This is a genomic window from Pseudoalteromonas sp. SG44-8 (assembly GCF_014164125.1).
In the GTDB taxonomy this organism is placed as follows: domain Bacteria; phylum Pseudomonadota; class Gammaproteobacteria; order Enterobacterales; family Alteromonadaceae; genus Pseudoalteromonas; species Pseudoalteromonas rhizosphaerae.
The window spans coordinates 50,433-74,963 of record NZ_JACJEQ010000014.1; the positions used below are offsets into that span (position 1 = coordinate 50,433).

Annotated in this window: 18 protein-coding genes and 1 pseudogene; 5 read left to right on the forward strand and 14 right to left on the reverse strand. The window is 40.8% G+C overall.

Going from position 1 to position 24,531, the window contains the following annotated elements; genetic code table 11:
• Positions 1–18 precede the first annotated feature (18 nt).
• From H5163_RS12485 to H5163_RS21180, 3 genes and pseudogenes are all read right to left on the reverse strand, one after another.
• Positions 19–450, reverse strand: coding sequence for a hypothetical protein (locus H5163_RS12485; protein ID WP_182735256.1), 432 nt, complete (start codon positions 448–450; stop codon positions 19–21).
• Complete coding sequence (locus H5163_RS12490) at positions 451–828, reverse strand: hypothetical protein (RefSeq protein WP_182735283.1); 378 nt, start codon at positions 826–828, stop codon at positions 451–453.
• A pseudogene (locus H5163_RS21180) lies at positions 786–1,406 on the reverse strand (RICIN domain-containing protein); the annotation flags it as partial. The pseudogene H5163_RS21180 and the gene H5163_RS12490, both read right to left, overlap by 43 nt.
• 622 nt (positions 1,407–2,028) lie before the next feature.
• Between H5163_RS21180 and H5163_RS12500 the strand changes: the two are divergent.
• Both H5163_RS12500 and H5163_RS12505 read left to right on the forward strand, forming a co-directional pair.
• Positions 2,029–2,478, forward strand: coding sequence for a carboxymuconolactone decarboxylase family protein (locus H5163_RS12500; protein ID WP_182735257.1), 450 nt, complete (start codon positions 2,029–2,031; stop codon positions 2,476–2,478).
• Between the two features lie 171 nt (positions 2,479–2,649).
• A complete protein-coding gene (locus H5163_RS12505) occupies positions 2,650–3,195 on the forward strand; it encodes a helix-turn-helix domain-containing protein (protein ID WP_182735258.1) in 546 nt (181 codons plus the stop codon).
• 95 nt (positions 3,196–3,290) lie between these two features.
• Here the strand turns inward: H5163_RS12505 and H5163_RS12510 are convergent, their stop codons facing one another.
• Both H5163_RS12510 and pbp4b read right to left on the reverse strand, forming a co-directional pair.
• Entirely contained in the window at positions 3,291–4,667 is a 1,377-nt protein-coding gene (locus H5163_RS12510) for a Na+/H+ antiporter NhaC family protein (RefSeq protein ID WP_182735259.1), read from the reverse strand.
• Between the two features lie 150 nt (positions 4,668–4,817).
• On the reverse strand, positions 4,818–7,265 hold the full coding sequence (gene pbp4b, locus H5163_RS12515; RefSeq protein ID WP_182735260.1) for a penicillin binding protein PBP4B: 2,448 nt from the start codon (positions 7,263–7,265) through the stop codon (positions 4,818–4,820).
• Positions 7,266–7,751: 486 nt separating this feature from the next.
• Between pbp4b and H5163_RS12520 the strand changes: the two genes are divergently transcribed.
• Positions 7,752–8,597, forward strand: a complete 846-nt coding sequence (locus H5163_RS12520; protein WP_145240869.1) for a MurR/RpiR family transcriptional regulator — start codon at positions 7,752–7,754, stop codon at positions 8,595–8,597.
• 511 nt (positions 8,598–9,108) lie between these two features.
• Positions 9,109–12,132: a carboxypeptidase regulatory-like domain-containing protein gene (locus H5163_RS12525; protein ID WP_182735261.1), complete on the forward strand. Its 3,024-nt coding sequence runs from the start codon at positions 9,109–9,111 to the stop codon at positions 12,130–12,132.
• A gap of 94 nt (positions 12,133–12,226) precedes the next feature.
• Here the strand turns inward: H5163_RS12525 and H5163_RS12530 are convergent, their stop codons facing one another.
• The 9 genes from H5163_RS12530 to H5163_RS12570 form a co-directional block, all read right to left on the reverse strand.
• Positions 12,227–12,751 (reverse strand): hypothetical protein, encoded by a 525-nt coding sequence (locus H5163_RS12530; RefSeq protein ID WP_182735262.1) that lies wholly within the window; start codon positions 12,749–12,751, stop codon positions 12,227–12,229.
• Between the two features lie 108 nt (positions 12,752–12,859).
• Positions 12,860–14,050 (reverse strand): exo-beta-N-acetylmuramidase NamZ domain-containing protein, encoded by a 1,191-nt coding sequence (locus H5163_RS12535; protein WP_182735263.1) that lies wholly within the window; start codon positions 14,048–14,050, stop codon positions 12,860–12,862.
• Positions 14,051–14,986 (reverse strand): N-acetylmuramic acid 6-phosphate etherase, encoded by a 936-nt coding sequence (murQ, locus tag H5163_RS12540; protein ID WP_145240861.1) that lies wholly within the window; start codon positions 14,984–14,986, stop codon positions 14,051–14,053. It abuts the gene before it with no gap.
• A complete protein-coding gene (locus H5163_RS12545; RefSeq protein ID WP_145240859.1) occupies positions 14,983–15,888 on the reverse strand; it encodes a BadF/BadG/BcrA/BcrD ATPase family protein in 906 nt (301 codons plus the stop codon). The genes murQ and H5163_RS12545 overlap by 4 nt, the downstream gene beginning before the upstream one ends.
• A 2-nt stretch (positions 15,889–15,890) precedes the next feature.
• Positions 15,891–17,477, reverse strand: a complete 1,587-nt coding sequence (locus H5163_RS12550; protein ID WP_182735264.1) for a sodium:solute symporter — start codon at positions 17,475–17,477, stop codon at positions 15,891–15,893.
• A 116-nt stretch (positions 17,478–17,593) separates the two neighbouring features.
• Positions 17,594–18,358, reverse strand: a complete 765-nt coding sequence (locus tag H5163_RS12555) for a L,D-transpeptidase (RefSeq protein WP_182735265.1) — start codon at positions 18,356–18,358, stop codon at positions 17,594–17,596.
• Complete coding sequence (locus H5163_RS12560; RefSeq protein ID WP_182735266.1) at positions 18,355–19,467, reverse strand: mandelate racemase/muconate lactonizing enzyme family protein; 1,113 nt, start codon at positions 19,465–19,467, stop codon at positions 18,355–18,357. Before H5163_RS12560 ends, H5163_RS12555 begins: the two co-directional genes overlap by 4 nt.
• Positions 19,468–19,476: 9 nt before the next feature.
• Positions 19,477–20,859: an NlpC/P60 family protein gene (locus tag H5163_RS12565; protein ID WP_182735267.1), complete on the reverse strand. Its 1,383-nt coding sequence runs from the start codon at positions 20,857–20,859 to the stop codon at positions 19,477–19,479.
• Positions 20,860–20,912: 53 nt separating this feature from the next.
• Positions 20,913–22,250, reverse strand: coding sequence for a hypothetical protein (locus H5163_RS12570; RefSeq protein WP_182735268.1), 1,338 nt, complete (start codon positions 22,248–22,250; stop codon positions 20,913–20,915).
• Positions 22,251–22,398: 148 nt separating this feature from the next.
• On the opposite strand from H5163_RS12570, the gene H5163_RS12575 reads away from it, so the two are divergent.
• Positions 22,399–24,414, forward strand: coding sequence for a TonB-dependent receptor (locus H5163_RS12575; RefSeq protein WP_182735269.1), 2,016 nt, complete (start codon positions 22,399–22,401; stop codon positions 24,412–24,414).
• Positions 24,415–24,531 lie beyond the last annotated feature (117 nt).

Here is a 24,531-nt window from a genome sequence, read left to right on the forward strand (position 1 = left end):
TAAGGGCTTTTTGCATTTTCAGGTGGTTTGGGTGTATTTCTGCGGCCCTGTACCGCCATCAACTTGACTGCCTAAGCTATTGGCATTGTCTAAACTGTATGGGTATAACTGGATATCGTTAAAGATGTTAGCGCTATTGTCGCGATACTGATCAGTTGCTGATACGCCAGTATACACATTTCCTGACGCGCTAAAGTAGCCTGAGCCTTGGTTCCAATGTGGTTTTGCACTGTTTTCAAAGTAATTATTTTCTACTAATACTTCAGCGCCATTACCTGCACTAATTGCAAAATAAGTAATGTTTTTCCAATAGTTATTAAACATATGAACGCGTGAATTGTAGCCGTCTACTTTAGGGTTGCGCCCTGCCGCTGTATCCCAAAAGTTATGATGTGCCGTTATTTGAGAGTTTTTGAATAAATGAGTGTACCAATATTTGTTAGCACACACTTACGTATTATAACCATAAAAACGGTTCCAGCTTAAAGTGACATTTTGGCTATTGCCAATATCAATATAACCGTCACTAATTTTATTAAACGCCATATGATCAATCCAGATGTAGCTACTGTCATCAACAGAAATAGCATCCCCCGCTTCAACTAATGCAGGGTTAATATCTTCAAGTAAAATATTACGTATGATGATATTACGATCATTACTGATCACTAAGCTTGCGCCGATAATTTTTGAGTTTTTCCCCAATCCTTCAAGGGTTTTATTTGAGCGAACACGAAGACGAGAGTCATTACGTGTAACGTTAACCGTGTTGTTGGAGCTGCTACCTAATTCACTACAACTTTGGTTACCAACCGGTAGCGATACCAGGTTTTACCGTAATCGCCCCATGTGCCACAATCAAGAGGACACGCTGCAACAGTTCGGTTTGCCGTATGGCAGTTAATCGTTGTATTGTTAGGAACTTGAATAACCGCAGTTGATGTTGAGTTTAATGCGGCTGTTAACGCACTACAGCTAGTAACAATAGTAGGAGATACATTACCGCCGCCGGTGGTAGTTGCAAGGCCATCATTACCCGGTTGTGCTGCAAAACCAATTAAACCAGCTGTTGTTTGACCGCCACCACTACTGCTACCACAACTACCTGAAACAGGGTTGATATACCAGCGCTGTGAACTGCCACCCGCATCATCTTTTTGATACACATTGGCACCGTTTTGCGAACCCGCCACAGTTAATGACTTTTGCGTAAGTTTATTTACAATATTAAAACCACCCGATGAAGACACCTTCAGCTGCCAGCGTTGATTATCCCCTTGCCAATCGTCATACACCACAATATTAGCGCCATTAGACTGTGACGAATTGAGTACATCAAGTACTTGGTTATTATGCTGCAAACGAATAGCCCTGTAACCATCACTGCCCTTAGTGAAAGCAAACTTCTGGTTTGCACTACCCTAATATTGATAGCTAATTACATCCGTTGCGCCACTAGTATCAGTCGTATTTACACCTAATGCCAAGCCAGAACCACGGTTAATTAAAGAGTAAACCCCACCAGAGGTGGACATGGTTGTACAATTTTATGCCAATGTAGCAAAGCTACAAGTAGATAAAAGAAGTAACAATAGACTCTTGTGCCGTTGTATCAGTGTTGTCATAACGCTCATTCTTTTGCTCCAATTTATGCCATTCCTTGAATGGTGTTGTGTAAAATGCAAATCCTGCACTTAGGTACAAACGGTTAATAATTATTGTTTGCGCACTTACATTAGGGTCATTTATACTACAAATGAAGCCAATTGTTAAATTAAAGTAAACCAGCATTATTTCGATGTGAGCTTTTTTATAGCTTAAGAACTAAATTAGTATTGAAATTAGCTAATTTTAGGGTGGAATTAATATATCAGCCACTTATACAGCTTTCTTATTGTGTAATAGTATGACAAAAATTTAGCGCAATACGACTACACTAAAAACAAATCACAAAGTCGCTTTTTTACAATTCTTTTTATTTATCCGTCAATAAACTAGCTAGCAATTATTTATCGATTTGGAACTATTATGAAAAGAGCGAATTACTTTAATATCGAACCCGAGTTAATGACCTACTTGATTGATCAAGAAACACTGATCAAACAGAAAGTCGAGGCTACCTTTGGAGTGACAATTTGGGAGCTGCTAAAACTAAGAGCGTCACAGTTAAACCAATGCGCGTATTGTTTAGCCATGCATAGCAAACAAGCACTGGAGTATGGTGAGAGCATTAACCGCATTATTGCCCTCAATGCGTGGCAAGACACGCCACTTTATAACGATAAAGAACGTGCTGCATTAGCGCTTTGCGAGAAGTTAACCTTGTCACAGAACATTGATGATGACTTTTACCAAACACTTTCAGCATTATTTGATCAACCAAGTTTAGTTACCCTCACCGTAGCAATTAATGCTATAAATAGTTGGAATCGTATAGTCAAAATGTTTAAACCGACAGTCGAGTTTAATGAACGATAAACTATTTACAGCCCAACGGGCGATATCGCTGATTATGTACAAGCAGTTTGGTTTGCAAGCGCCCAATATTCAGGGGAGAGTTGGCTCCCCTACGATGGCGCAAAAGGCGTTATATTTTTACTATCTGGGCGTCTTAATTTAGCTGGAAAACCATTAAATTCCCCCTATTTCATGCAAACCATATCAACACAGTCAGAAAAAGTAACGTTTACTGCTGGCTCCGTCTTTTGTGGGATCCGGTTTAAACCCGCTGGACTTGCCCATTTACAAAAGGTAAATCATTCGCTTGTGGCGCCTGCAACCTTAGCAGGTTTAGCACAGGCGCTTGACCAATATGCTAACTTAGATTCGTTTATTGATTTGTTGTCGGCGCACCTCAATGCACCAAAAATACACCATCAGGCTATTGAGCACACACAAAAACTGATCCATAAAATAATCAATCTTACCCCACTAAGTACTGCTTACGAGCACACCCCTAAAGGTAAGCGGCAATTAGAGCGCTACGTTAAAAACACCTGTGGCATCACTGCCAAACACCTAGCACGTATTTACAGAGTCAGGCAAGTCAGACAACTTATAAAAGCAAACCCACAGCTAAGCTTGGCACAACTCGCCCTTGAGTGCGGGTTTTCCGATCAATCTCACCTAAACAATGAGTTCAACGCTATTTTACAAATACCCCCTGCCAAATATAAAAAGTTAATCCATCAATAGCTGCTGTTTTATTGCTGCACTATAACTAAAAAGCCTGCAAATTTGCAGGCTTTTCGCTGACTAGCTAACTTTACTCTCGCAAGCTCGCTAACTCTTTACAACACAATAATGCTCGTAACTAGGTAAGCAACAAACGTTAAGCCACCCGCGAATAATGCATACGGCATTTGCGTTTTAACATGAGTAAGTAAGTCACAGCCTGAGGCAATTGCCGACACCGCACTGGTATCTGATATTGGCGAGCAATGATCGCCAAATACGCCGCCCCCTAAAATTGCCGCAATCACTAATGACGGCGGTAAACCAAGCGCTTGAATTAATGGCACACCAATCGGGATAAGTATTGCAAATGTACCCCATGAGGTGCCTGTTGTGAAAGAGATCACCGCACCGGTTACAAACAACACTGGTACGACTAAGTAAATAGGTAAGTAATCACCCACTAAGCCCGCAACAAAAGTGCCAGTACCTAAATCTTTTAAACTGGCGCCGAGAGTCAATGATAGTAATACAATCGCGACTAAGGGTAATAACTCACCCATGCCTTTAAAGCCAATATCAACCAGTTTATGGTGAGTAAATTGACGAGAGCTTACCATTAATAAGTAGGCGACAACGCAAGCTAAAATAGTTGCATACAATACCGACTTAGAGCCACTGCCGCTGGCAATATCACCATTACCTGACCAATACATAAAGCCGACCATGCTACCTATTAAAGTAAGTAAAGGAACCAGCATATAACGTGCTTTAGTGCCTGTTACTTCTTCTTGCAGCTCTGTTTTTTGGTGATCTAATTGCTCTTCAGCCTTTTTAAGCGGGCCGTGTACTTTATCAAACGAGATAGTGTAAAACACAATGAGTAAGGTGATGATGGCGTAAAAGTTATAGCCTATGCTGCCCCATAACACCGAGACTGCCGACTCTGACAGTTCATAATTACCAAGCAAGCCAAGTATGTATGCCCCCCAACCATTAAGTAAAATCAAAATACACACAGGAGCACTGGTACTATCAATAATGTACGCTAAGCGAGCACGGCTCATTTTAAATTTATCGAATAAACCCCGCGATAAAATACCCGCAGTCAGTACACTTAAGTTAGATTCTATAAACACCGCAATGCCTGAAAACATGGTTAAATAACCTACTTGGCGTTTGCTCTTTGCCACACCTTTGTTCATCAACACATTTACTGTTGCAGCCACACCGCCCGATTCGCGTATGTAAGCAAGTAATGCACCGATTAAGATACTAAAAATTAGGATACGACTATTACCTGGCGAACTTGCTACGCTCACCACGCGCTCTATGGTATTTATAAATGTATTAAAAAGTGTATTACCGTTACCTTGCAAGGCCAGCAAAAACTCTGAAGAAGCAACAGCGACAAGTAGCGCCATAATGACTTCTTTGCGCCAAAATACGATCAAAATCGCAATTAGTGGCGGTAAAATTGAATACCAAGACATACTGTAACCTTTTTTGTGGTGAGTCTATGACTCACTCTAATTATTATCAGGCCTTTGTTATAAAGGCTGGAACAAACTCATTAGCTTAATCTGTTCGTCAATAAACACAACTTAAATCGATTAGCGATAAGCTGAACACTGCCATTTAGATCAATGCTTATTTAATATTGCTTCATAAATTAGCGAAACAATTGAGCCATATTTACCGGTTTCAAACTTTCTCCCCATAAATTCATAATCTGTTTCATTCCCTTCAATCGGGGTATGGCGAGCATTGGTAAGCAAAATTATCGCCAAGTCATAAGCGGGATCAATCACAGTAACCGTGCCCGTCCAGCCAGTGTGACCATACGCTTGTGGGCTCGCGTACGGGCCAAAATGCCATTGTAAAGCACCGTTACCGGCACGACGCCAACCTAAACCATAACTTTCATCGCTGGCTTGCGGGGCAATGAATTGCTCTAATACTTGCGGGGTAAATATTTGCTTATCACCATAGCCACCGCGATTCAGCAATAACTGCGCAAGCACAGCTAAGTCTTGACCTGTACTAAAAAGTCCTGCGTGACCTGCGACCCCACCTAAGGCATAAAATGCTTTTTCGTCATGAACTTGTCCTTGTAAAACGTCGGTACGAACATTATCAAAGCTGATCCGTCCGTCACGAGTGTTTCCCATTAACTCAGTGGCAGCTATTTGGTTTTTTATAAAGCCCTTTTGCAATGGATTATAAACGGTGTGGGTTAAACCAAGCGGTTGATAAATTTGCCCTTCAACATAATTATCCAGCGACTGCCCGGAAAGTCGCTCCACTAATACACCGAGTAACATGTAATCAATATCTGAATATAAATGTTTAACGCTACGACCCGCAACAAATGGCACGCCTGTCAGTAATAAGTTTTTAGTACGTAAGCTATTTTGTGAAAAGAATCGCTCACCAAACTTATTATCTTTACGATGAAAATCAACTACCGCTGGATAACCTGCACTGTGGGTCAGTAAATCTTTGACTAACCGCTGCTCACGGCCCGCCCCACGAAACTCAGGTAAGTAATAAAATAGCGGTTTTTCTACATCAACTTTACCTTCACTGGCTAATTTCATTAACGCTAAATTTGTGGCAAACATTTTTGAATTAGAGGCAATATCAAATAATGTATCGCTTTTCATCTGCTGTGGCTGCTCTAATAATGAGCCATCAGCAAGGTATTTTTTAGCATCTCCATAGTGGCTTAATTTAATTAACTTACCATCTTTGATCACTGCCAGTACGGCACCGGGAAATCCTGCCGCGACTTCTTCGTTGATCAATTTATCCACGTTATTAAACTGCACTGACTTTACGGGCTTAGTTACTAAAGTTGGGTAAGAAAAACGTAATGTTAAATTAGCCCCTTCAGGCTGCACATTTTCAACCTTGAACGTATTTGTGCCGTTGTGAGTCCGTTTAGATAAGCTGTATTTGTAGCTATTATTTGCCATAAGTGGCTGAGCAATATTTATTTTTTCACCATTGATAAAAATATCCGCGCTCGTTGCGGTGTTATTTTCAATGATAATTTCGCCTCGGCCTTTATAAGCTTTAAATGTACCACGGTCATTAACCAGTGCCCGAGAACTTGGATTAGGATTTGGTACCTGCAGCACAACCTGCGCATTTGCTAAAGGCTTAATAATCGGTTCTGGGGCAAGTTGCTGTTGTTGATATTGCAACATTAACTTAGCTGCTTTTTTCGGAAAGTACTTCTCCATCAAAGCAAACAATACCGCAGCGCTGCGCGCATCTGCATTACCGCTTACATGCCAAGGTAAAAAGTGCATTTGAAAGGCACTTAATGTATCAAGGGTTTGTGGATCAAGTTGATTAGTCACGTGTACATCATAACCATAACCACGTAACGCTTTTTGCATTAAACTAATGGATGGTTTAACTAAACTAAATTGCTGCCAATATTTATCAACCGTGTCACTGTCATACCATGCACCAATACCAGCTTGGTACAATTGATACCATGGAAAGCGCGGACCTGGATCGTTTTTTCGTGTAGGCGCTATATCAGAGTGGCCTACAACTTGAGTTGGGCCAATATCAGGGTTACGGGCTAAAATACCTTTACTGAGCTCAATCAATAACGCTATTTGTTTAGGGTCAAAATCGGGGAAAATACACAGTTTTGAGGCGTCATTTTCCATTTGCTCATCAGGTTTAACTTCGGGATAGTGACAGCTTGGTACGTTAACAATTTCGATACCAATTGATTGATCATTTAAATCTTCACGGCCTTGCCAAAAGCTTGTCCCGGCATGCCACGCCCTATCATGTTCATCAACTAGTTGAATTACTTTTAATTCATCCTCAGGGTAGCTAGGATCATTTAACTCTGGTAATAAATAATGAGCACTTAAACCACCTTCATCGACTAAAGCACGCATCGATTTTTCAAAATCAATAGCGGTGTAATGCATGACTAAAAACTTAACACGATGACTGTAATTGGCAGATTGTGTAAACTCGTAAGGTGTTGAAGCGCAACTAGTCAAAAGTGCGGCAGTTGTAACTAAACAAAGTTTTTTAAACCAAGATAAAAACGTCATAGCCTTCTCATTGCTGATCAAAGTAAATAAGCGCAATCCCAAAACCACGATTAGCGGTATGTGCTTTTAGTAAACAATACATTAAATAAACCCAGTTCTCATATTGTTATTATAGTTTGGACAACTCGATTTGAGTTGTATAAACCAAACCCTATCACAGTAAAATGATTTGTAAATAATTTATTTCAACAAGTAAATTAAATAAAGATATTTTATCCCACCATAAAAACAGTGCCCAAGCGACTAGCAAATAAATCTGTTAGTTCGTGCTATTGGTGTTGTAAAATTAGATAATTAAAACTATATTATTCCAATTATTCTTAAACAATATTCCAAAACTTAATTGCGGCTATTGGGAATAATTTATTTTTTGTACGCCTAGGAACAAGAGTAAAAACAAAGATGGTTACATTTGAACCTAGAATAAGTACAAATTTATTTCGATTAATGCTATAAATACGCCAAATATAAAAATAAGCGGGTAGTATGTCTACATTTGTAAAAATTAAAGCCTTACGTCAGTCCCTATCGAGCAGCGAAGCTAAGCTAGCCGACTTCACATTGAACTCAGCTAATGCTATTCGTAATCTTTCGTCTGTAGAGCTGGCTAAAGTTGTCGGCGTGAGCCAGTCAAGCGTTGTAAAATTTTCGCAAAAACTGGGCTACAAAGGCTTTCCAGCATTTAAGCTGGCTGTCATTGATGCACTCAATGATGAAACATCAGAACCAAAACTGCATGGTAAAATCACCTTAAGTGATTCACTAGAGCAAATAGCAGAAAAGCTACTCAGTAGTAAACTTGCTGTGCTTACTGAAACAAAAAACCTCAATGAAGCGCTAGCCATTGAACAAGCTGTTAGCTTGTTAAAATCAGCTAAACGAATTTTAATTTGTGGCTTAGGGGGCTCAGCTCTGGTGGCTAAAGACTTTTCCTATAAGTTGCAAAAGTTAGGCATGCCTGCAATAGCTGAACCTGATGGTCATGCGCAACTCGCCTATGTATCAACCTTTGCAAAAGGCGACTTAGTTATTGCGATCAGTGAATCGGGTGTTACCAGAGAAATCGCTGAAGTGGTAAAGCAGGCTAAGAAAAACGACAGTTACGTGATCTCTGTCACTAAATTTGGTAGTAACCCTGTTGCTGATCAAGCCAATGTTAGGCTTTACTCTGTGGCAGAAGAAGAGTCAGTCCGTTTATCATCGATACTTGCCCGTACTGCGCAAGACTTTGTTATTGATATTCTATTTATCGCTTTAACGCAATCGAGTCGTCAAGGTCGTAAATTACTAGAGCATTCAAATGACGTTGTTGGTGAATTTAGAAATCACTAACCAACGACATCCTAAAGAATTAAGGCCACTATTGTGGCCTTTCTTATTATAAAAACCACTTTAACAACAGCCGTGCAATAATAACCTATCTCTCGTTTGCTAATTTATAAATTATTTCTTTATTCCATGCCAACCAAAATTTTTTAGTTCATAAACAATAATTATTATTGTAACTCCAACAGTATTGTTCCAACTCAATAAAAAATCCTCCTTCTTTAGAATGAAAAACACAAAAACATGTCATTTCAATATATTAAATATGATTAACTGCGCTAAAAATCGCGAAAACACTCCCCCAGCCTTACGCTTATATTGACAAAAAATATAACGAAACCAGTTTTTATATATTTTATTTATAGATGCAACACAAATAAGGAAGATTTTATTCTTGACCATTAATGGCAACGCATGTTTAATGGAATAGCAACAATAGATCAAAGTTTATAACTCTGTTTGGGGAATCAACAAAGTTCAGAGCTATAAGTTAATTATAATAAGGACGGGAAAAACAATGAAAAAACAGGTACCAACCTTCACTATAAGCTCGTTAGCGCAGGCCACACATCGCGCTCTGCGAGTGCCAAAAACTGCAATAACCACCGCTATAATAGCTGCCTCGCTAGCAAGCGCTCCTGCATTCGCGAATTTAAACGGTAGTATCAAAGGTAAAGTGATTACAGATCAAACAAACCAATCGCTAGCGGGTATCACTGTCACAGCTCGTAGTAACGTCATGCCAAAAGCACGTACCGTAACAACTAAAGAAGACGGCTCATATGATTTACCGCAGCTAAAGCCTGGCACTTACGAGCTGACTTTTGAAGACAGTAACGGCGTTACACAAACGATGCTTGTAGATGTACTGCTAGAACAAACTTCAAATGCAAATGTTGTACTTGGCGGTAAAAAAGATAATGTTGAAGTAATTACTGTGACAGGCAGTAAACTATTTCGCCAAGGTAACTCATCACTGAGTAACTCATTAGGTAAAAAAGCAATTGAAGGTGTACCTGTTGGCCAAGATTACCGCGACTTACTTAAACTCGTTCCTGGTATTGAGCTTTCACAAAACTCAACACTAGGTCCATCAGCCGGTGGATCAGGTGTTGATAACTCATATGGTTTTGATGGTGTAGATGTTTCTTTACCTATGTTTGGTAACTTAGCTTCAGCACCATCAACTCATGACGTTGAATTTGTTACCATGGACAGAGGTGGTGCAAAAGCGGTTGGCTTTAATCGTTCTGGTGGATTTTCAATTAATACCGTATCAAAATCTGGTACTGAAGATTTCCACGGTAATGTTGAGTACAAAGTACAACCAAAAACCTTTGTCGCTACACCAACCGGATCTGAAAACTATGAACTTGATAAGAGTTGGTTAACTGCAAGTTTAAGTGGCCCACTGATTGAAGATACATTGTATTTTTATACTTCATATTATCGCCCCGAAGTAACGCGAGAAAATAAAGATACTGCCTATGGTCCTGCAAAAGATTATGAAAGTATCCGTGACGAATTTTTTGGTAAATTAACCTGGGCTCCGACCGATGATATTCTACTAAATATTTCACAGCGCTCATCAGAAGAAACTCTCGAAGGTGGCTCAATCGGCGCTTATGAAACAGATAGCGTATCTGTTGGCGCACAAACAAATTATGATATTTTCACATTAGATGGTTCATGGATTTTAGGCTCAGCAACCACACTGTCATTCCAATATAGTAAATTTGAAAATGAAAGTGGTTCAAAACCTGATACAGAGCTAAGCGTTATACCTTCATTGTCCGGCCAGTTAGATCTTAGTAATTTAGATCAAATGGGTTACTTCTCAGTACCTAGCATGTTAGAGGACGATGCAAACTACACGCCAGCGCAAATTGCTGCGTACAACGCTGGCGCAAATTCGCTTATAAACCAATATGGTTATACTGAAGATGGCCAAATCAAAGGTGGTGGTGGTATTGGTGCATTTAATCAATATGATAACCAAGATTTCTTCCGTGATTCATTGGAGATCAACTTAGATCACGAGTTTGATTGGGGTGATAGTTATCACACATTACATATTGGTGCTGAGTGGAAAAAAGGGAAAGAAGAACTTTCACGCTTTTCGAATGGTTGGGGAAGCATTTCATATGTTGGCGGTCTAGATGAAAGCTTGGCTGAAGGCAGTACTGCACCAGTTTACTATCGCGCCTACGTGCAGCAAATGAGTTTAGTTGGCGATAGTTCAGAGGCTGTATCAACCATTATATCTGAAACTAAAACCATTAACTTCGAAATCAACGATAGCATTGAATATGGCAATTGGACCTATAACGTAGGTGTATTAATAAGCCAAGATACCCTATATGGTCAAGGTTTACGTGAAAAATCAGGCACTATCTCTGGATATGAATTAGCGCCGGGAAATAAATACGAAATGCACCAAACGGATTGGTCAGATATGATCCAACCTCGTTTAGGGGCTACGTGGAACTATGCTGAAGAAGATTCTGTATTTGCAAACTTTTCAATCTATAACCCTGAAGCTAGCTCACTGGCACGTGCGGCATCGTGGGATCGTAATACCCGTGCAGAAATTGAAGTGGAATTTGACGAAGCTGGTAACGCATTTTACGCAGAACCACGTCAAGGCTCATCGGGTAAAGTATTTGATGATAATTTAACGCCTCGTCGAATCACAGAATTTACTTTAGGTACTACTAAGTATGTTGGCAGTGATTTAGTGCTACGTGCTCATGTTCGCCACCGTAAAGGTAATCATTTTTGGGAAGATATGCCCAATGATGCACGCCTGACTGATTACTCTGGCGTTGATGCTGAAGGTGTACCACAACACATTGCAGATAAAGGCTTATATGTAGCTAACTTAGCTGATATTCGTGACGAAATTGGTGGTTCATCTTATGTAATTGCAGAGGTTGATGGCGGCGAAACAAAATACTGGGAAGCGAGTATTGAAGCCGAATACTTGGGTGAGAATAGCTATGTAAACGCTTCATATGTGTGGAGTCACTACTATGGTAACTTTGACCAAGATAACACTACAGCAACCAATGATGCGAATACCTTTGTCGGGTCATCAAACTATGGTGATGGTCGCGGTCGTTATCCGTGGGATTATCGTTATGGCACACTCTCAGGTGATAAACCTCACCTGTTAAAAGTATACGGTTACTATACGGTTCCTTGGCAAGCAAATGTTGGTGCCTATTTCGTATTTCAATCAGGTAAACCATGGGAAGCTTGGGATGGGTCTATCTATGGTTATTCAAGTGGTACTAGCCGTTATAGCGAGCCTGCAGGTAGCCGCCGAAGTGCTAGTCATTGGCAACTAGACTTAAACTATACGCAAGACTTTAAAGTTGCTGGTGACTTTGACATGCAGTTCCGCGCGGATTTATTCAACGTATTTAACCGCCAAACAGGTTACAATAATAACCCATATGTAACTTCTGAAACATTTGGTGAAGCTCGTAATTACTATGACTCTCGAAGATTACAGCTATCGTTTAACTTTAAGTTTTAATCTTATGGATTAAAGTAAGCGCTCAATGGGCGCTTATTTCCCCATCCATGGTAAGGCCACAATTGTGGCCTTTTTTATTGCCAAAATACGTGTATTACTGCATAAATCGCTGTTCGTCGCTAATTTCACATTGTGCTATTTCTATTGGTTGATTACTTCTATCAACCAGCCAACATTCGTCATAAATAGAGCAATAGCACAGCTCGATTGCAATCTGTTCATCCATTTTAAGAATTTCTGTTAAATAAGCCTTATCTTTTATGGAAACCGCACTAAAATTCGCTTGACTTGGTAGAATACGTGTACCGATATGTGATTGAACTAAGTTCGTTGCAGCTATAAAATCAGACCATTTCTTAATGGGCTTCTCATTATAGATTACTTTGACATATTTAATAATTGCCGGACCTGTGCCGTTATTCATTATACCGTAACTAAATAGCTCATCCTTAGGTGAAAAACTCCTATACAACTCAACTCTCGGCCAAACCGAAGCCCTTGCATAAGAGCGATCAATCATCGTTGAGTAAATACCTATTATTGTTGTAACAACGCTTATCAATAACGCTGAAAAAGCAACTATCATTTCCGGCTTTTTATACCAAATGTCTTTTTTCATTATTATTCCTTTAAATTTTATTTATAGAACATACAGTTGAACTTTTCTAAGCGCAATAAAAAAACGCAGCCTAAGCTGCGTTTTAAAGGTTTATAAATGAAAATAGTCTTATTGATATAACAAATATGCTGCGCGTTGCTGTTTAAAGCGAGCTAGATCTTGTTGCCAGCTTTGTTTGATTTGCTGCTCTGTTTGGCCGGCTTCGATAGCTAAGCGCAGCTTATCAGTGCCTGCAAGTTTATCCATAAAGCCAGCACGTTCAAAGAACGTTTGCTCGTTTTGCGTAAAAGTTTTGTAGGCTGTAATAAATAAACTTAAATCTAGTCCTTTGATTGTACTGTCGCGTAAATCAAGACCTTGCACCTCTATCCCTTTAAATTTAGGGTTCATTGATGCTCCCTCAATAGCGCGCGGAGTAAAACTAAACTCCCCTAACGCAATCGGTGAATAACCTATCACTTGAAATGGAAAGTCTGTACCACGGCCAATTGTAATTGGTGTTGCTTCAAAAAAGCATAATGATGGATACAACGCAATTGACTGATCATTTGGTAAATTAGGGCTTGGCTGAACAGGTAAACTATACGTCATATCGCGGCGATAATGCGCCACAGGAACAACCGTCAAGTTTAGTGACGAAGCTTTATTTATCCACCCTTCACCTTTGATCATTTTTGCCAGCTCACCCACTGTCATACCATGTAATACAGGAATTTCATGCATGCCAACGAAAGACTGAAATTTTAAATCTAAAACTGGCCCATCAACATAAGCAATATTCGGGTTTGGCCTATCAAGTACAATAAAATCAATGTTATTCTCAGCAGCAGCTTCCATCATGTAATGCATTGAGCTGATATAAGTGTAAAAACGCACACCAACATCTTGAATATCAAAAATAATCACGTCTAATTCGCTTAATACAGTGGTATCTGGCTTTTTATTACTGCCGTAAATAGACACCACATCAATACCGGTCTTTGTATCCACCGTACTTTTTACATGCGCGCCGGCATCGTGGTCGCCACGAAAACCATGTTCAGGGGCAAATATTTTAGTAACATTCACGCCTTTATCACGCAGTAAGTCGACTATATGGGTGTCATTAACTTGTGAAGTTTGATTAACGACTAAGCCAACTCGTTTGCCCTCAAGTTGTGGTAGGTACTGCTGATATTGTAAAGCGCCAACACTTAAATTTACTTGCGGTGTATCAGTTAAGATTGCATCGTCAGTGCTGTTGTGGGCGCATGCGCTCAAAATTAGGCATTGTAATATAACCAATAATCTAATTAACATTTATAGTTCCACCGCTTTTCGTAAAAAACCATCCGCTTGGGTTAACATTTGCTCAGCTTGGGCGGCATCTTTGCCTGTTAAGATGATTAAAATAGCCAATTTAGCACTTTGTTTTGCTTGGGCAAGCGCATCGACTCCTTGCTGATGAGTGCAATCGGTTGCTTGCATTACGATGCGGATCGCACGAGCATGCAGCTTTTCATTGCTGGCATTCACATCAACCATCAAGTTTTTATAGACTTTACCGGTGCGGATCATACTGGCTGTGCTGAGCATATTTAATACTAACTTTTGTGCAGTACCCGATTTCATACGTGTTGAACCAGTTACCGCTTCAGCGCCAACTACCGGGCAAATGCCAATATCAGGTAGTTTCATTACCGCGGAGTTAGGATTACAGGTTACTCCAACGGTGATACATCCTATTGATTTTGCATACTCAATGGCTGCTCGCACATAAGGTGTACGGCCACTAGCGGCAATCCCTACCACGACATCTTTAGCCTGTAGATTAACGGCTTTAAGATCTTCTACGCCTAATTTTAAGCTATCTTCGGCACCTTCAACTGCTTTTTTAAAAGCCGTTTCGCCACCCGCAATTATTCCCATTACTTGTTGATCGCTGACACTGTAAGTTGGCGCGCATTCCACAGCATCTAAAATACCTAAGCGACCACTGGTGCCGGCACCAATATAAATTAAACGACCGCCTTGCTTAAATGCCGTTACAATATGATCGACCGCTTTGGCTATCTCTGGGATCACTAACTTTACAGCAGCGGCAACTTTTTGATCTTCCAAATTTATTTTGGTTAAAATTTCGCGACTATCGAGTAAATCTATATCCAACGTATCTAAGTTTTGTCCTTCTGACACAATCCCGTTCAGCTCTTCTAAAAGTGCACGCTGCTGATTAAAATTAGACTCAGGGCTCATTGTGTAATCCTTGTGTATTCAATTTGTTTAATGCGGTCGCTGGCTAAAATCACCGCACCGGCTAACGAATCCCCTTGACGGGGAGATAAATTCAGTTGTGTATTTTCATTTAATAATGCAATGGTTACGTCCGCTAAACCGCCAATAATTATGACTGGTAACTGGCTCTGACCACGACATTTTTCAATCAATCTCTCGACTTGTCGAACATGCTCACTAAGCACCGTATCGGCTATTATACACTGTGTTTTTAAACTAAAGATTAAAGGACTAAAACGCGCATAATCTAACGCTTTGGCCTTCATTAGCCAACTTGATATTTGTTCTCGCTCACGGCCAACTTGTTCACTCAGCTGTTGCGTTAGCAGGCTTTTAGGTTGCTCAAAGCGGTCTATTTCATCTAACAAGCATTGCACAGCACTTAACCCTAAGCGCGCACCACCGCCAAAATCATCAACCGAAAAACCCCAGCCGCCAATTAATTTTGTTTCTCCATCAGCGGATAATCTTGCTGCTACAGCGCCCGTTCCTAACGCTAACATTGCAACTGGTTGACCTAGATTTGCACCATATAATGAGGTGATTGCATCACTTACAATACTCAATTGCGCAAATTTAATATCACAGTCTAGCTGTAAGCTTGCAGTTACTCGCTCAGCCAACACTTTAGACGAGCCGCCCGCAAGTCCCATTACCGCCAAAATTTGGCTATGCTTAGCGCCACTTTGTGCACATACGCTAGTGATCACTTGCTGTAAACTAGTAAGCGCCGTATTAAAATCGTTATAAACTGAGGCTGCACCAGCCTGCGCAGTAAATTCTTCAGCGCTATGTAAATTCACTAATTTCGCCAGCGTTTTGGTGCCCCCGCCATCAATAGCCAGTATATAGTCAATGTTCATGCCTATTGGGCTCCTACAGCTGACTGGCCGCGCTGGGCAAGTTGAGGTTTACCTAAACAACACACTAAAGTCGACAACGCAGTACCAATACATAACTGCCAAGTAAAGCCTAAATAGAAGCGATCTGCTGCCGGCAATAACCAATCAATGATGTATGGTTGCATGAATAAAGTGATCATAAAGCCGACAATTAACGCCGCCAATACTGAGCCTTCACTGCCACGTTTAGTAAATAGTGTTGTAAAATACACGCCCAGTAAACCACTGTACGAAAACACCATGACACTCAGCGCAAACTTAAGAAGCGGCATATCACTGTATTGCTGCCAGAAATAACAAACTATGGCCATTAATGCTAATGATAGGCTCACAACCGCCATGCCAATACGCCCAGCTTTAACAAAATGGTTATCGGCAACTTGCTTATTTTTAGCTGCTAAATAAGGTCGATATAAATCTTGTACAATGACCGACGACATCGAACTTAAACCGGAGTTTAATGTTGAAATTGCCGCGGCAATGATACCGACGCTAACTAAACCTTTAACACCAGCAGGGGCCTCATTAAGTACGTAGTACATAAAAATAGTGATTTTTTCACCATTAAATTCTTGTACGACTTGCGCACCGTCACTGTTCATTAATGCTGGCTGCTGATAAACGATATAAAGTAATAAACCAATAAAGATAAATACCAACATCACGGGAATAACCATCACGATAGAAAGTAGTAATGCTTTACTGCCTTCTTTGTCACTCTTACACGTCAGTAGACGCTGTGTCATATCTTGATCAAGACCAAAGGCGGCAATGTTAAGTAACACAAAGCCGGTTAATACCGACGCCATATTGAACACTCCACTTGGGCCAAAATCTAAATCAAATTTGAAAATTGCCAGCTTTGAATCAGCATCGGGGGTTGGCTCATTTAAGGTTGCTAAAATAGTTGAAAAATCAGCGGGGATCAGTACCAACAAACACCAGATAACGGCAATCGCAGCACTGACATATACGACACTTTGCAGCACATCAGAATAAATTACACTGCGAATACCACCAAATACGGTATACAACAAACCCACAAGTGCTAATAGCAAAGTCGCTATAATCACACTTTCTGCGGCTATATTACCGTATAAAATCATCGCTACTGCAATCGCGGCCATATATAGACGTGCGCCACTGGCAAACACTCGGCCAAATAAATACATTAAGCCGCTGCGGCGTTTAGCTTTTGGCCCTATGCGCTTTTCAAGCAGTTCATAAACGGTGTACACTTTTTGTTGATAAAACTTAGGGATCAGAAAAATAGAAACAATAAATGCAGCTATGAATGCGCCAATGTTCGTCGCTAAATACGATAAATCACCTTGATAACCCTGATCAGGCCCACCAATAAAAGTGGCAGCAGACTGTGAAGTAGCTAATACCGAAATAGCCACCATCCAGGTCGGCATACTATTACCGCCTAAAAAGAAGTCTTTACTTGAGTTGGCGCGCTTACGGTTAAACCACCAACCACTGAGTAATAAAATTGCTCCGTAGCTTGCGAATACGAGCCAATCTAGCAAGGTGTATTGTGCACTCATTTATTATCCCAATTTCAAACCAATCAATGGAATATATTATTCCATTAAATTAATAAAAAGAAAACAATTTTATTATTTACTTTGTAAAGCCACGCGATCGCGTGGCTGTACACGTATTATTTAATCGCTGGTAACTTCCAAAGCAATTTTTTTTGTTGATATTGTTCGCTAGGTAAGCTCACTAACAATGGTTTTTTCTGTTCATCTAACCAAGCTAACAAGGTATCCATATTCTGCTCAGTCATTGCAGTACAACCGGCAGTTGGTTTATTTTCTGCGCGCCATAAATGCATAAAGATACAACTGCCTGCACCATCAACATTTTGACTATTGTGCTTAACCACTAAGCCTTTTTTGTAAAGGTTATCTTGGCTGTAAATATCACGGCGCATCCACTCTGACGAGTCTTTGACAGCAGCCTCTCCTACCACTGACTTATTAACTAGCTGGTTATAAAATGGCGAACCTTTGACATCAACACAATAGTCGTCAGCAGTCATGCCTTGGTAGGTCATATTGGTTTTTAATGAATCTAAATAACCAAACGCGGTGCCGAGTTCAAAAATACCAGCGGGAGCTTTACCATCGCCTTCTTGTTTTTGTTCGCCCGCTTGAGCTGGGTGTAAACCAATACCCCACGCAAGACCGGTGCGCCCAAGTACCACACTGTGACCTTGGCCTTGTTGTTGCCATTGTCCTGCAACACGCTCAAATCGATACAATTGTGCGGCAATGGCTTGCCAATCATCTGCAACCACCACCACTAACTGTTGGCTTTGCTGTGGGATAACTGCAGCACTTGCAGCTGCTGATGTACTTGCACTATTTGCACAGCCGCTGAGGGCTGCTGTGGTGATTAATGTTATTATTATTTTTTTCATAACGGCGAAATTCCATCGTTTATCGGTTGTAATGTGTCGATACTTTTAATCCCCAAGCCAGGACCATCACTTAACGTGATCGCTGGGCCATTAAATTCCACACCGCCTTGCACCGGATCATATTGGCCAAGCGCTGGACCGTCTAAGTCTATTTTACTGATCTGCTGGGCTTTTGCAGACGCTAAATGCGCCGCACCTGCAACGGCAATACTGCCTTCTAACATGCAACCGATCATACAATCAGCTTGATACTGTGCAGTAATATTGGCAATTTCAATAGCACGGCTTAAGCCACCCGTTTTCATGACTTTGATATTGATAATATCAACAGCATTTTGCTCTAATAATTGAATTACTTGCTTGGGCGAAAAGGCACTTTCGTCAGCCATGATCGGCGTATTTACCCGCTCAGTAATATACTTTAAACCTTTAAAATCATCACTTTTCACTGGCTGTTCAACAAGTTCTAATTCAACATTGTGGCTTTCTAATTGCTGTAAAGCAAACACCGTTTGTTTAGCATTCCAGCCCTGATTTACATCCAAACGAATTTGCGTTTGCTGGCCAAAACCTTGATAAATCGCCTTCACTCGTTCGATATCTTGCTGTAAATCATTGCCAATTTTTACTTTTAAAATATCAAAACCTTGCGCTACAGCCACAGCACAATCACTGAGCATTTTATCAATATTATCAACGCTAATAGTGATATCAGTTCGTAATGTTTGACTACCACCGCCGAGCAATTTATACAGCGGCGCTTGATATAATTTACCCCACAAGTCATAAACAGCCAGCTCGAGTGCGGCTTTAGCGCTGTAATTTGCCACCACACTTGATTGGATCACTTGGCAAATTTGATTGAGGTTTTCGATTTCCATACCAATTAGTTTTGGCGCTATAAATTGTTTAATAACGCTAAGGATACTTTGGTGAGTATCGCCGGTTATTACTGGCGTAGATGCCGCAGCACCATAGCCAATTTCGCCTTTATCGGTTTCAATTAACACCACTAAGTCTTCAATATAGCTCACTTCACGCAGCGCTGTTTTGAACGGCGTAACTAATGGCACTTTAAGTTTGGCAAAACGTATCGCCGTAATCTTCATTTTTAACTCCTAGCGAATACGCTTAATATTATAAGTACGGTCTAAATAGCTCTGAGTTTGCGATAAACGCAGTGGCAATAAAGGCGTTACCGATACCCCATTAAGTGAACTTGAATAAAAACTACCATCAGCCTTGTTATAACCCAACCCTTTAACATCATGGATCACATACGGTTGACCGTCTTGTTCACCTAAGTACATCATTACATGGCCTGGTATATAAATTAAATCGCCCACTTGCATGTTATTAACTACCGCTAATTTATCGCTTTCATTGCTGGTTTTATCAAAACGGTGATTTGTTCCATACTCTCCCTTCCCCTGCTGACCTGAATTACGCGGCATTAATAGACCAAATGATTTATATATTTCGCCAACAAAACCAGTGCAGTCACGGCCATTATAGTCGTGTCCCCAACCGTAGCGTTCGCCTAAAAATTTAAACCCTTGTTTTATTAAATGCTGTTGGGTGTAAGGTAAATACCCTAAATGCACATCACTGCTGCGACTGATCAAGGCAGGCTTAATAACTAACTGACCTTGTTCCCCGCGGGTTGGCAGTTGCACAACATAATTAGCGTAGGTGTTTTGGCCATTTAATAAATGAGGGGTTTTATCTGCCGGCATTAAAGGCAGACGAACGCCCATATCCAATTGCACTTGCGATGTAGTGGTATCATTAGGCACGTAAGCGGTATTTACTTTTGCGCCAGTTATCAATAAAAAGTCATTGTTATTTTTAAATTCACGAAGTGTGCTTTTATTCGATATCGCAATATCAGCTTTGGGCGCCCATGCTAGATAGTTATAAGCGCGCACAAGTAACCATTTCTTATCGGCACTTTCATGCAAAATAGCCACTGTATCACCGGGGAACAATCCGCTTTCTTGAAAACGATCTAAGTCATTATCTAAGCCACTATTTAATACTCGGTCCGACGTTGGAAAAGTACGCAGGACTGAGCGCTTTACCACCATGGCATAACTAACTTGATTATTATCTGTCACAGCGTCTAAATTCAAATTGGCTAGATATTTTGCAAAATGCTTATTACTTAATGCCACGCCATTAGGGTAAAAACGCGGGCTTTTTGGTACCGCACTAATACTGAGTATATATGCCTTTAACTGCTCACGAGTTAGCTGAGAGGCAAAATCGAGTGGATCGACAATATGTTCATTGTCAGCAATCAATTGTTTATTAAATGCCGCGATTTGCGCTGCACTCATCAGAGTTTTATCTGTCACCTGGCTTAACCAGTGCTGCGGGGTTAATTGAGATTGAGTGACCCCGATGACATCTGATTGCCACGTGTTATCCGCCGCAATGACGGGTGCCATGGTAATAATACTTGCTAATGAAATACTCAGGGCGATAAATGTATGTCGCATTCGTGGGTTCCCTATTATCAATTTGCTTGGTAAGTCGTGCTGTGTGCTACTTATTATTGCTTTTGCGGTATCAGTAGCTGTTTAAATGCATGCGTAAAATTAGCCTGCATTTTTAAGCCAACCACGGCTAAATTTTTTTCACTTGCACCTGGCACACTATTTTGTGCCGCTAAGGTAAATTCGCGTCCACCTTGAATAAACGGTAAGTAAACATGAGCCAACATGACAGTTTCTGTGGTTGAGCGTGTTTCGCTTGGACCCCAACCTATTTTTTGCCAAACTCGCCATTGCCCCTGCGTTAACTCGTCTAAAATTTGTTTTGCTGGGCGAGTATCGTCTGGTGCAAGCGCTTGCGCTAAAGAGTCAGTGATCATTTGACTGAGCCCTTGCATCATACCCCCCACTTTAGCGGTTTTATCCGTATTGCCGGTGCCATTAAATAGCACATCAATGTCTTGTGCTTGTAGTAAAGGCTGCTGAGTTAAGGGCTCTCGAGTGTGGCTTGCTAAACGTTTTAACCACTCAGCTTGAGCCAAAGTTGTCATGGCTTTATTACCAGTTAAACCACAGCCATCACACCGGTAGTCTAAATAAGCAGGATCATCGGTATTAACAGTAAAATAAGCGATATTGCTAGCAATAACATCACTATCAGTACTTTGCCAACGAATCGTGCTAGGAGTAAAAATCTCTGTAGCATAAGCACCTTTAAACATAATGCGAGAATCATTAAGCTTTAGCCAATTATCTGCAAATAAATTACTTAAATAATCACGCCCAGCAACATTAATAAAGTAGCTCGCTATTGCATTAGAGTTTCCATCAGCGCTGCCAAAATGCTCGTAGCTATTAATACTAGTGATCAAATCAGCAACATTGCTATCACCTATTAGCGCATCTGCACCAAGCTCTGGGTTTATTTGCCGTACTTTTGCAATTGCACCGCTAAAAGCTTGAATTTTAGATGAACTCCATGGCTCATATAAATCATTCTGGGTACCATTTGCTAAATAACGATACGCCAGGTGGTTACCTTGCTGTTGGTAATCAATTACTAACAACTTACCCTGCGATGTCGGAATATCAAAATAGTGCCAATCTGCTGCCACGCGTTGCTGCCATCCTAACTGACTGTAATTAACCTGCGCCGCCGTTTTATAGTGCGATTGCGCAACACGATTACCAACTAAATGCGCCTGCATAGGAATATTTGTTAAATCAGCCGGTAAGACAGGCGCAGCCAACATCACCTGTTGATAGAACGTCTCATGTTGCTCTTGTAACGATGCAACAGTCTCTTGCTGTGGCTGACTCTGACAGCCAAAAAGCCCAGTTACTAAGCTCACACTGAAAACATTCAGCCCCGCTTTTTTCAGTTTCATTACAATCAAAATTAAATTCCTTATGATTTTTATTTTTGGAATATTTTATTGAAAATAACATATTTTCCACAGCAAGCAAATATTTGCATCCGATTAACATCGTAAAACGTAATTGTATTAAATATAAACATTTCGACCTATTTATAAGGAAATGATAATGCGCACTTTTTTAATTCTATCTGGTAGCTTGTTTTGCTCTACCAATGTACTTGCAAACATTGAAGAAATTACCATATACGGACACCGCACGGGACTTATTGGTGAGGCTATTAGTGCATCAAGTGGCGTAATTGGCCAAGGTGAAATAGAAAACCGTCCAATGTTACGTAGCGCAGAAATGCTAGAACTGATCCCAGGTATGGCCGTCACACAGCACAGCGGCTCAGGTAAAGCTAATCAATATTTTATTCGCGGTTTTAATCTCGATCATGGTACTGACTTTGCCACCAGCATTGATGGTATGCCAATTAATATGCGCAGCCATGGGCATGGTCAAGGCTACACCGACCTTAACTTTATTATTCCTGAAACAATTTCGACTATAGATTATCAAAAAGGTGCGTATGGCGCCGCTCAAGGTGACTTTTCGACCGCTGGCAGTGCTGAATTTAATCTAGCTGATAATCCAAAACATCAACAACTTGACTTTACAATTGGCAAAGACAATTACCAACGCGTGATGGCATTAGGCTCGATTGGAATTGCTAACGGGAAAATAATTATTGCCAGTGAGTGGCAAGGTTATGATGGCCCTTGGCAAGATATCAATGAAGATGTAGATAAAAAAAATGCCCTAGTACGCTATGTAGGTAAAGCATGGGATGGCGATTTATCTGTCACGGCAATGGCTTATGACAACAGCTGGAATTCCGCAGATCAAATTCCACAACGGGCTGTAGACCAAGGTATTATCAGTGCGCTAGGTTCACTCGATACGACCGTAGGCGGCAGCTCTAGTCGCTATAGTTTATCGGCAAACTGGCAAGGCCAGCACATTAAAGCCAATGCCTATGTGATCAACTACGACATGGACTTGTTTTCTAACTTCTCTTACTTTTTAAATGATCCTATTCATGGCGATCAGTTCCAACAAGTCGATAGCCGGACAATTAGTGGTGGCGCACTGAGTTATCAATTTGCTGATACTCTTGCAGATATGCTAATCCAGCATACAGCTGGTGTGGAATATCGCCGCGATGATATTGATCAAGTTGGTTTATACAATACCAAGCAGCGCCAACGCTTAAGTACTGTGCGTGAAGATGCTGTAGACGAAGCCAGCTACTCAGCCTATTGGCAATCACAAGTAAATTTAAGCCAAGCACTCGAAGCAACATTTGGCGTGCGTTATGATTACTTTGACGCAGATGTTGATAGCAATAACAGTATTAATTCAGGCAGTGCAGATGATGATTTGGTTAGCTTTAAAGCCAGCTTAAATTACCTGTTTAATGACAACCTAGCCGGTTATGCCAACTGGGGGCAGTCGTATCATTCAAATGATGCGCGTGGAGCGACCATTAAACAAGATCCTGTGACACTTGAGTCTGCTGATAAGGTTGATTTACTGGTGCAAAGCAATGGCGCAGAGCTGGGTTTACGCTACTTTGATCAACAACGGTTTAATTTATCAGCGGCATTATGGTGGCTAAGCTTAGATTCTGAATTATTATTTGTGGGTGATGCGGGTAACACTGAAGCCAGTGATGCATCAAAACGTTACGGTTTAGAGCTCAGTGCGTATTATTGGCTTAATGATGCCTTGAGTTTAGACGCCGAGGCCTCATTTACACATTCACGCTTAGATATCGATTCAAATGACGATCGAATTGAAGGCGCAGTGCCTGTGGTTGCCAGTACTGGCATTAATTGGCATATTACCCAGCAGTGGCAGTCTTCACTGCGCGTACGCCACATTGGCAAACGTATACTCAGTAGTGATGGCGATAAACGCTCAGAGCCGCTTACAGTCGTAAATGGTTTAGTAAGTTATCAACAAACGCATTGGAAAGTGGGCCTTGAGCTATTAAATATATTTGATAGTACGGATCACGATATTGACTACTTTTACACGTCACGCTTAGCTGGCGAACCTATTGAAGGCGTTGAAGATCATCACTTCCACCCGATTGAGCCGCGTACCCTGCGCCTAAACTTCAGCCTGTTATTTTAGTTTGGTTATTGTTACTAATAATTGAGCTAAACACTTTGCTGATCCGGTTTATACTTTAAGGTATGAAGCGGATCAGCAAGGCTGCATTTTAAATTAACTCACTTAGCACTACTAAAT

Excerpts from the sequence above, each read along its gene's own strand:
- H5163_RS12500 (WP_182735257.1), top strand. The coding sequence starts at position 2,029 with ATGAAAAGAGCGAATTACTTTAATATCGAACCCGAGTTAATGACCTAC.
- H5163_RS12560 (WP_182735266.1), bottom strand. The coding sequence starts at position 19,467 with ATGAAGATTACGGCGATACGTTTTGCCAAACTTAAAGTGCCATTAGTT.
- H5163_RS12535 (WP_182735263.1), bottom strand. The coding sequence starts at position 14,050 with ATGTTAATTAGATTATTGGTTATATTACAATGCCTAATTTTGAGCGCA.
- H5163_RS12575 (WP_182735269.1), top strand. The coding sequence starts at position 22,399 with ATGCGCACTTTTTTAATTCTATCTGGTAGCTTGTTTTGCTCTACCAAT.
- H5163_RS12545 (WP_145240859.1), bottom strand. The coding sequence starts at position 15,888 with ATGAACATTGACTATATACTGGCTATTGATGGCGGGGGCACCAAAACG.
- H5163_RS12505 (WP_182735258.1), top strand. The coding sequence starts at position 2,650 with ATGCAAACCATATCAACACAGTCAGAAAAAGTAACGTTTACTGCTGGC.
- H5163_RS12525 (WP_182735261.1), top strand. The coding sequence starts at position 9,109 with ATGAAAAAACAGGTACCAACCTTCACTATAAGCTCGTTAGCGCAGGCC.
- murQ (WP_145240861.1), bottom strand. The coding sequence starts at position 14,986 with ATGAGCCCTGAGTCTAATTTTAATCAGCAGCGTGCACTTTTAGAAGAG.
- H5163_RS12510 (WP_182735259.1), bottom strand. The coding sequence starts at position 4,667 with ATGTCTTGGTATTCAATTTTACCGCCACTAATTGCGATTTTGATCGTA.
- H5163_RS12530 (WP_182735262.1), bottom strand. The coding sequence starts at position 12,751 with ATGAAAAAAGACATTTGGTATAAAAAGCCGGAAATGATAGTTGCTTTT.
- H5163_RS12550 (WP_182735264.1), bottom strand. The coding sequence starts at position 17,477 with ATGAGTGCACAATACACCTTGCTAGATTGGCTCGTATTCGCAAGCTAC.
- H5163_RS12565 (WP_182735267.1), bottom strand. The coding sequence starts at position 20,859 with ATGCGACATACATTTATCGCCCTGAGTATTTCATTAGCAAGTATTATT.
- pbp4b (WP_182735260.1), bottom strand. The coding sequence starts at position 7,265 with ATGACGTTTTTATCTTGGTTTAAAAAACTTTGTTTAGTTACAACTGCC.
- H5163_RS12555 (WP_182735265.1), bottom strand. The coding sequence starts at position 18,358 with ATGAAAAAAATAATAATAACATTAATCACCACAGCAGCCCTCAGCGGC.
- H5163_RS12520 (WP_145240869.1), top strand. The coding sequence starts at position 7,752 with ATGTCTACATTTGTAAAAATTAAAGCCTTACGTCAGTCCCTATCGAGC.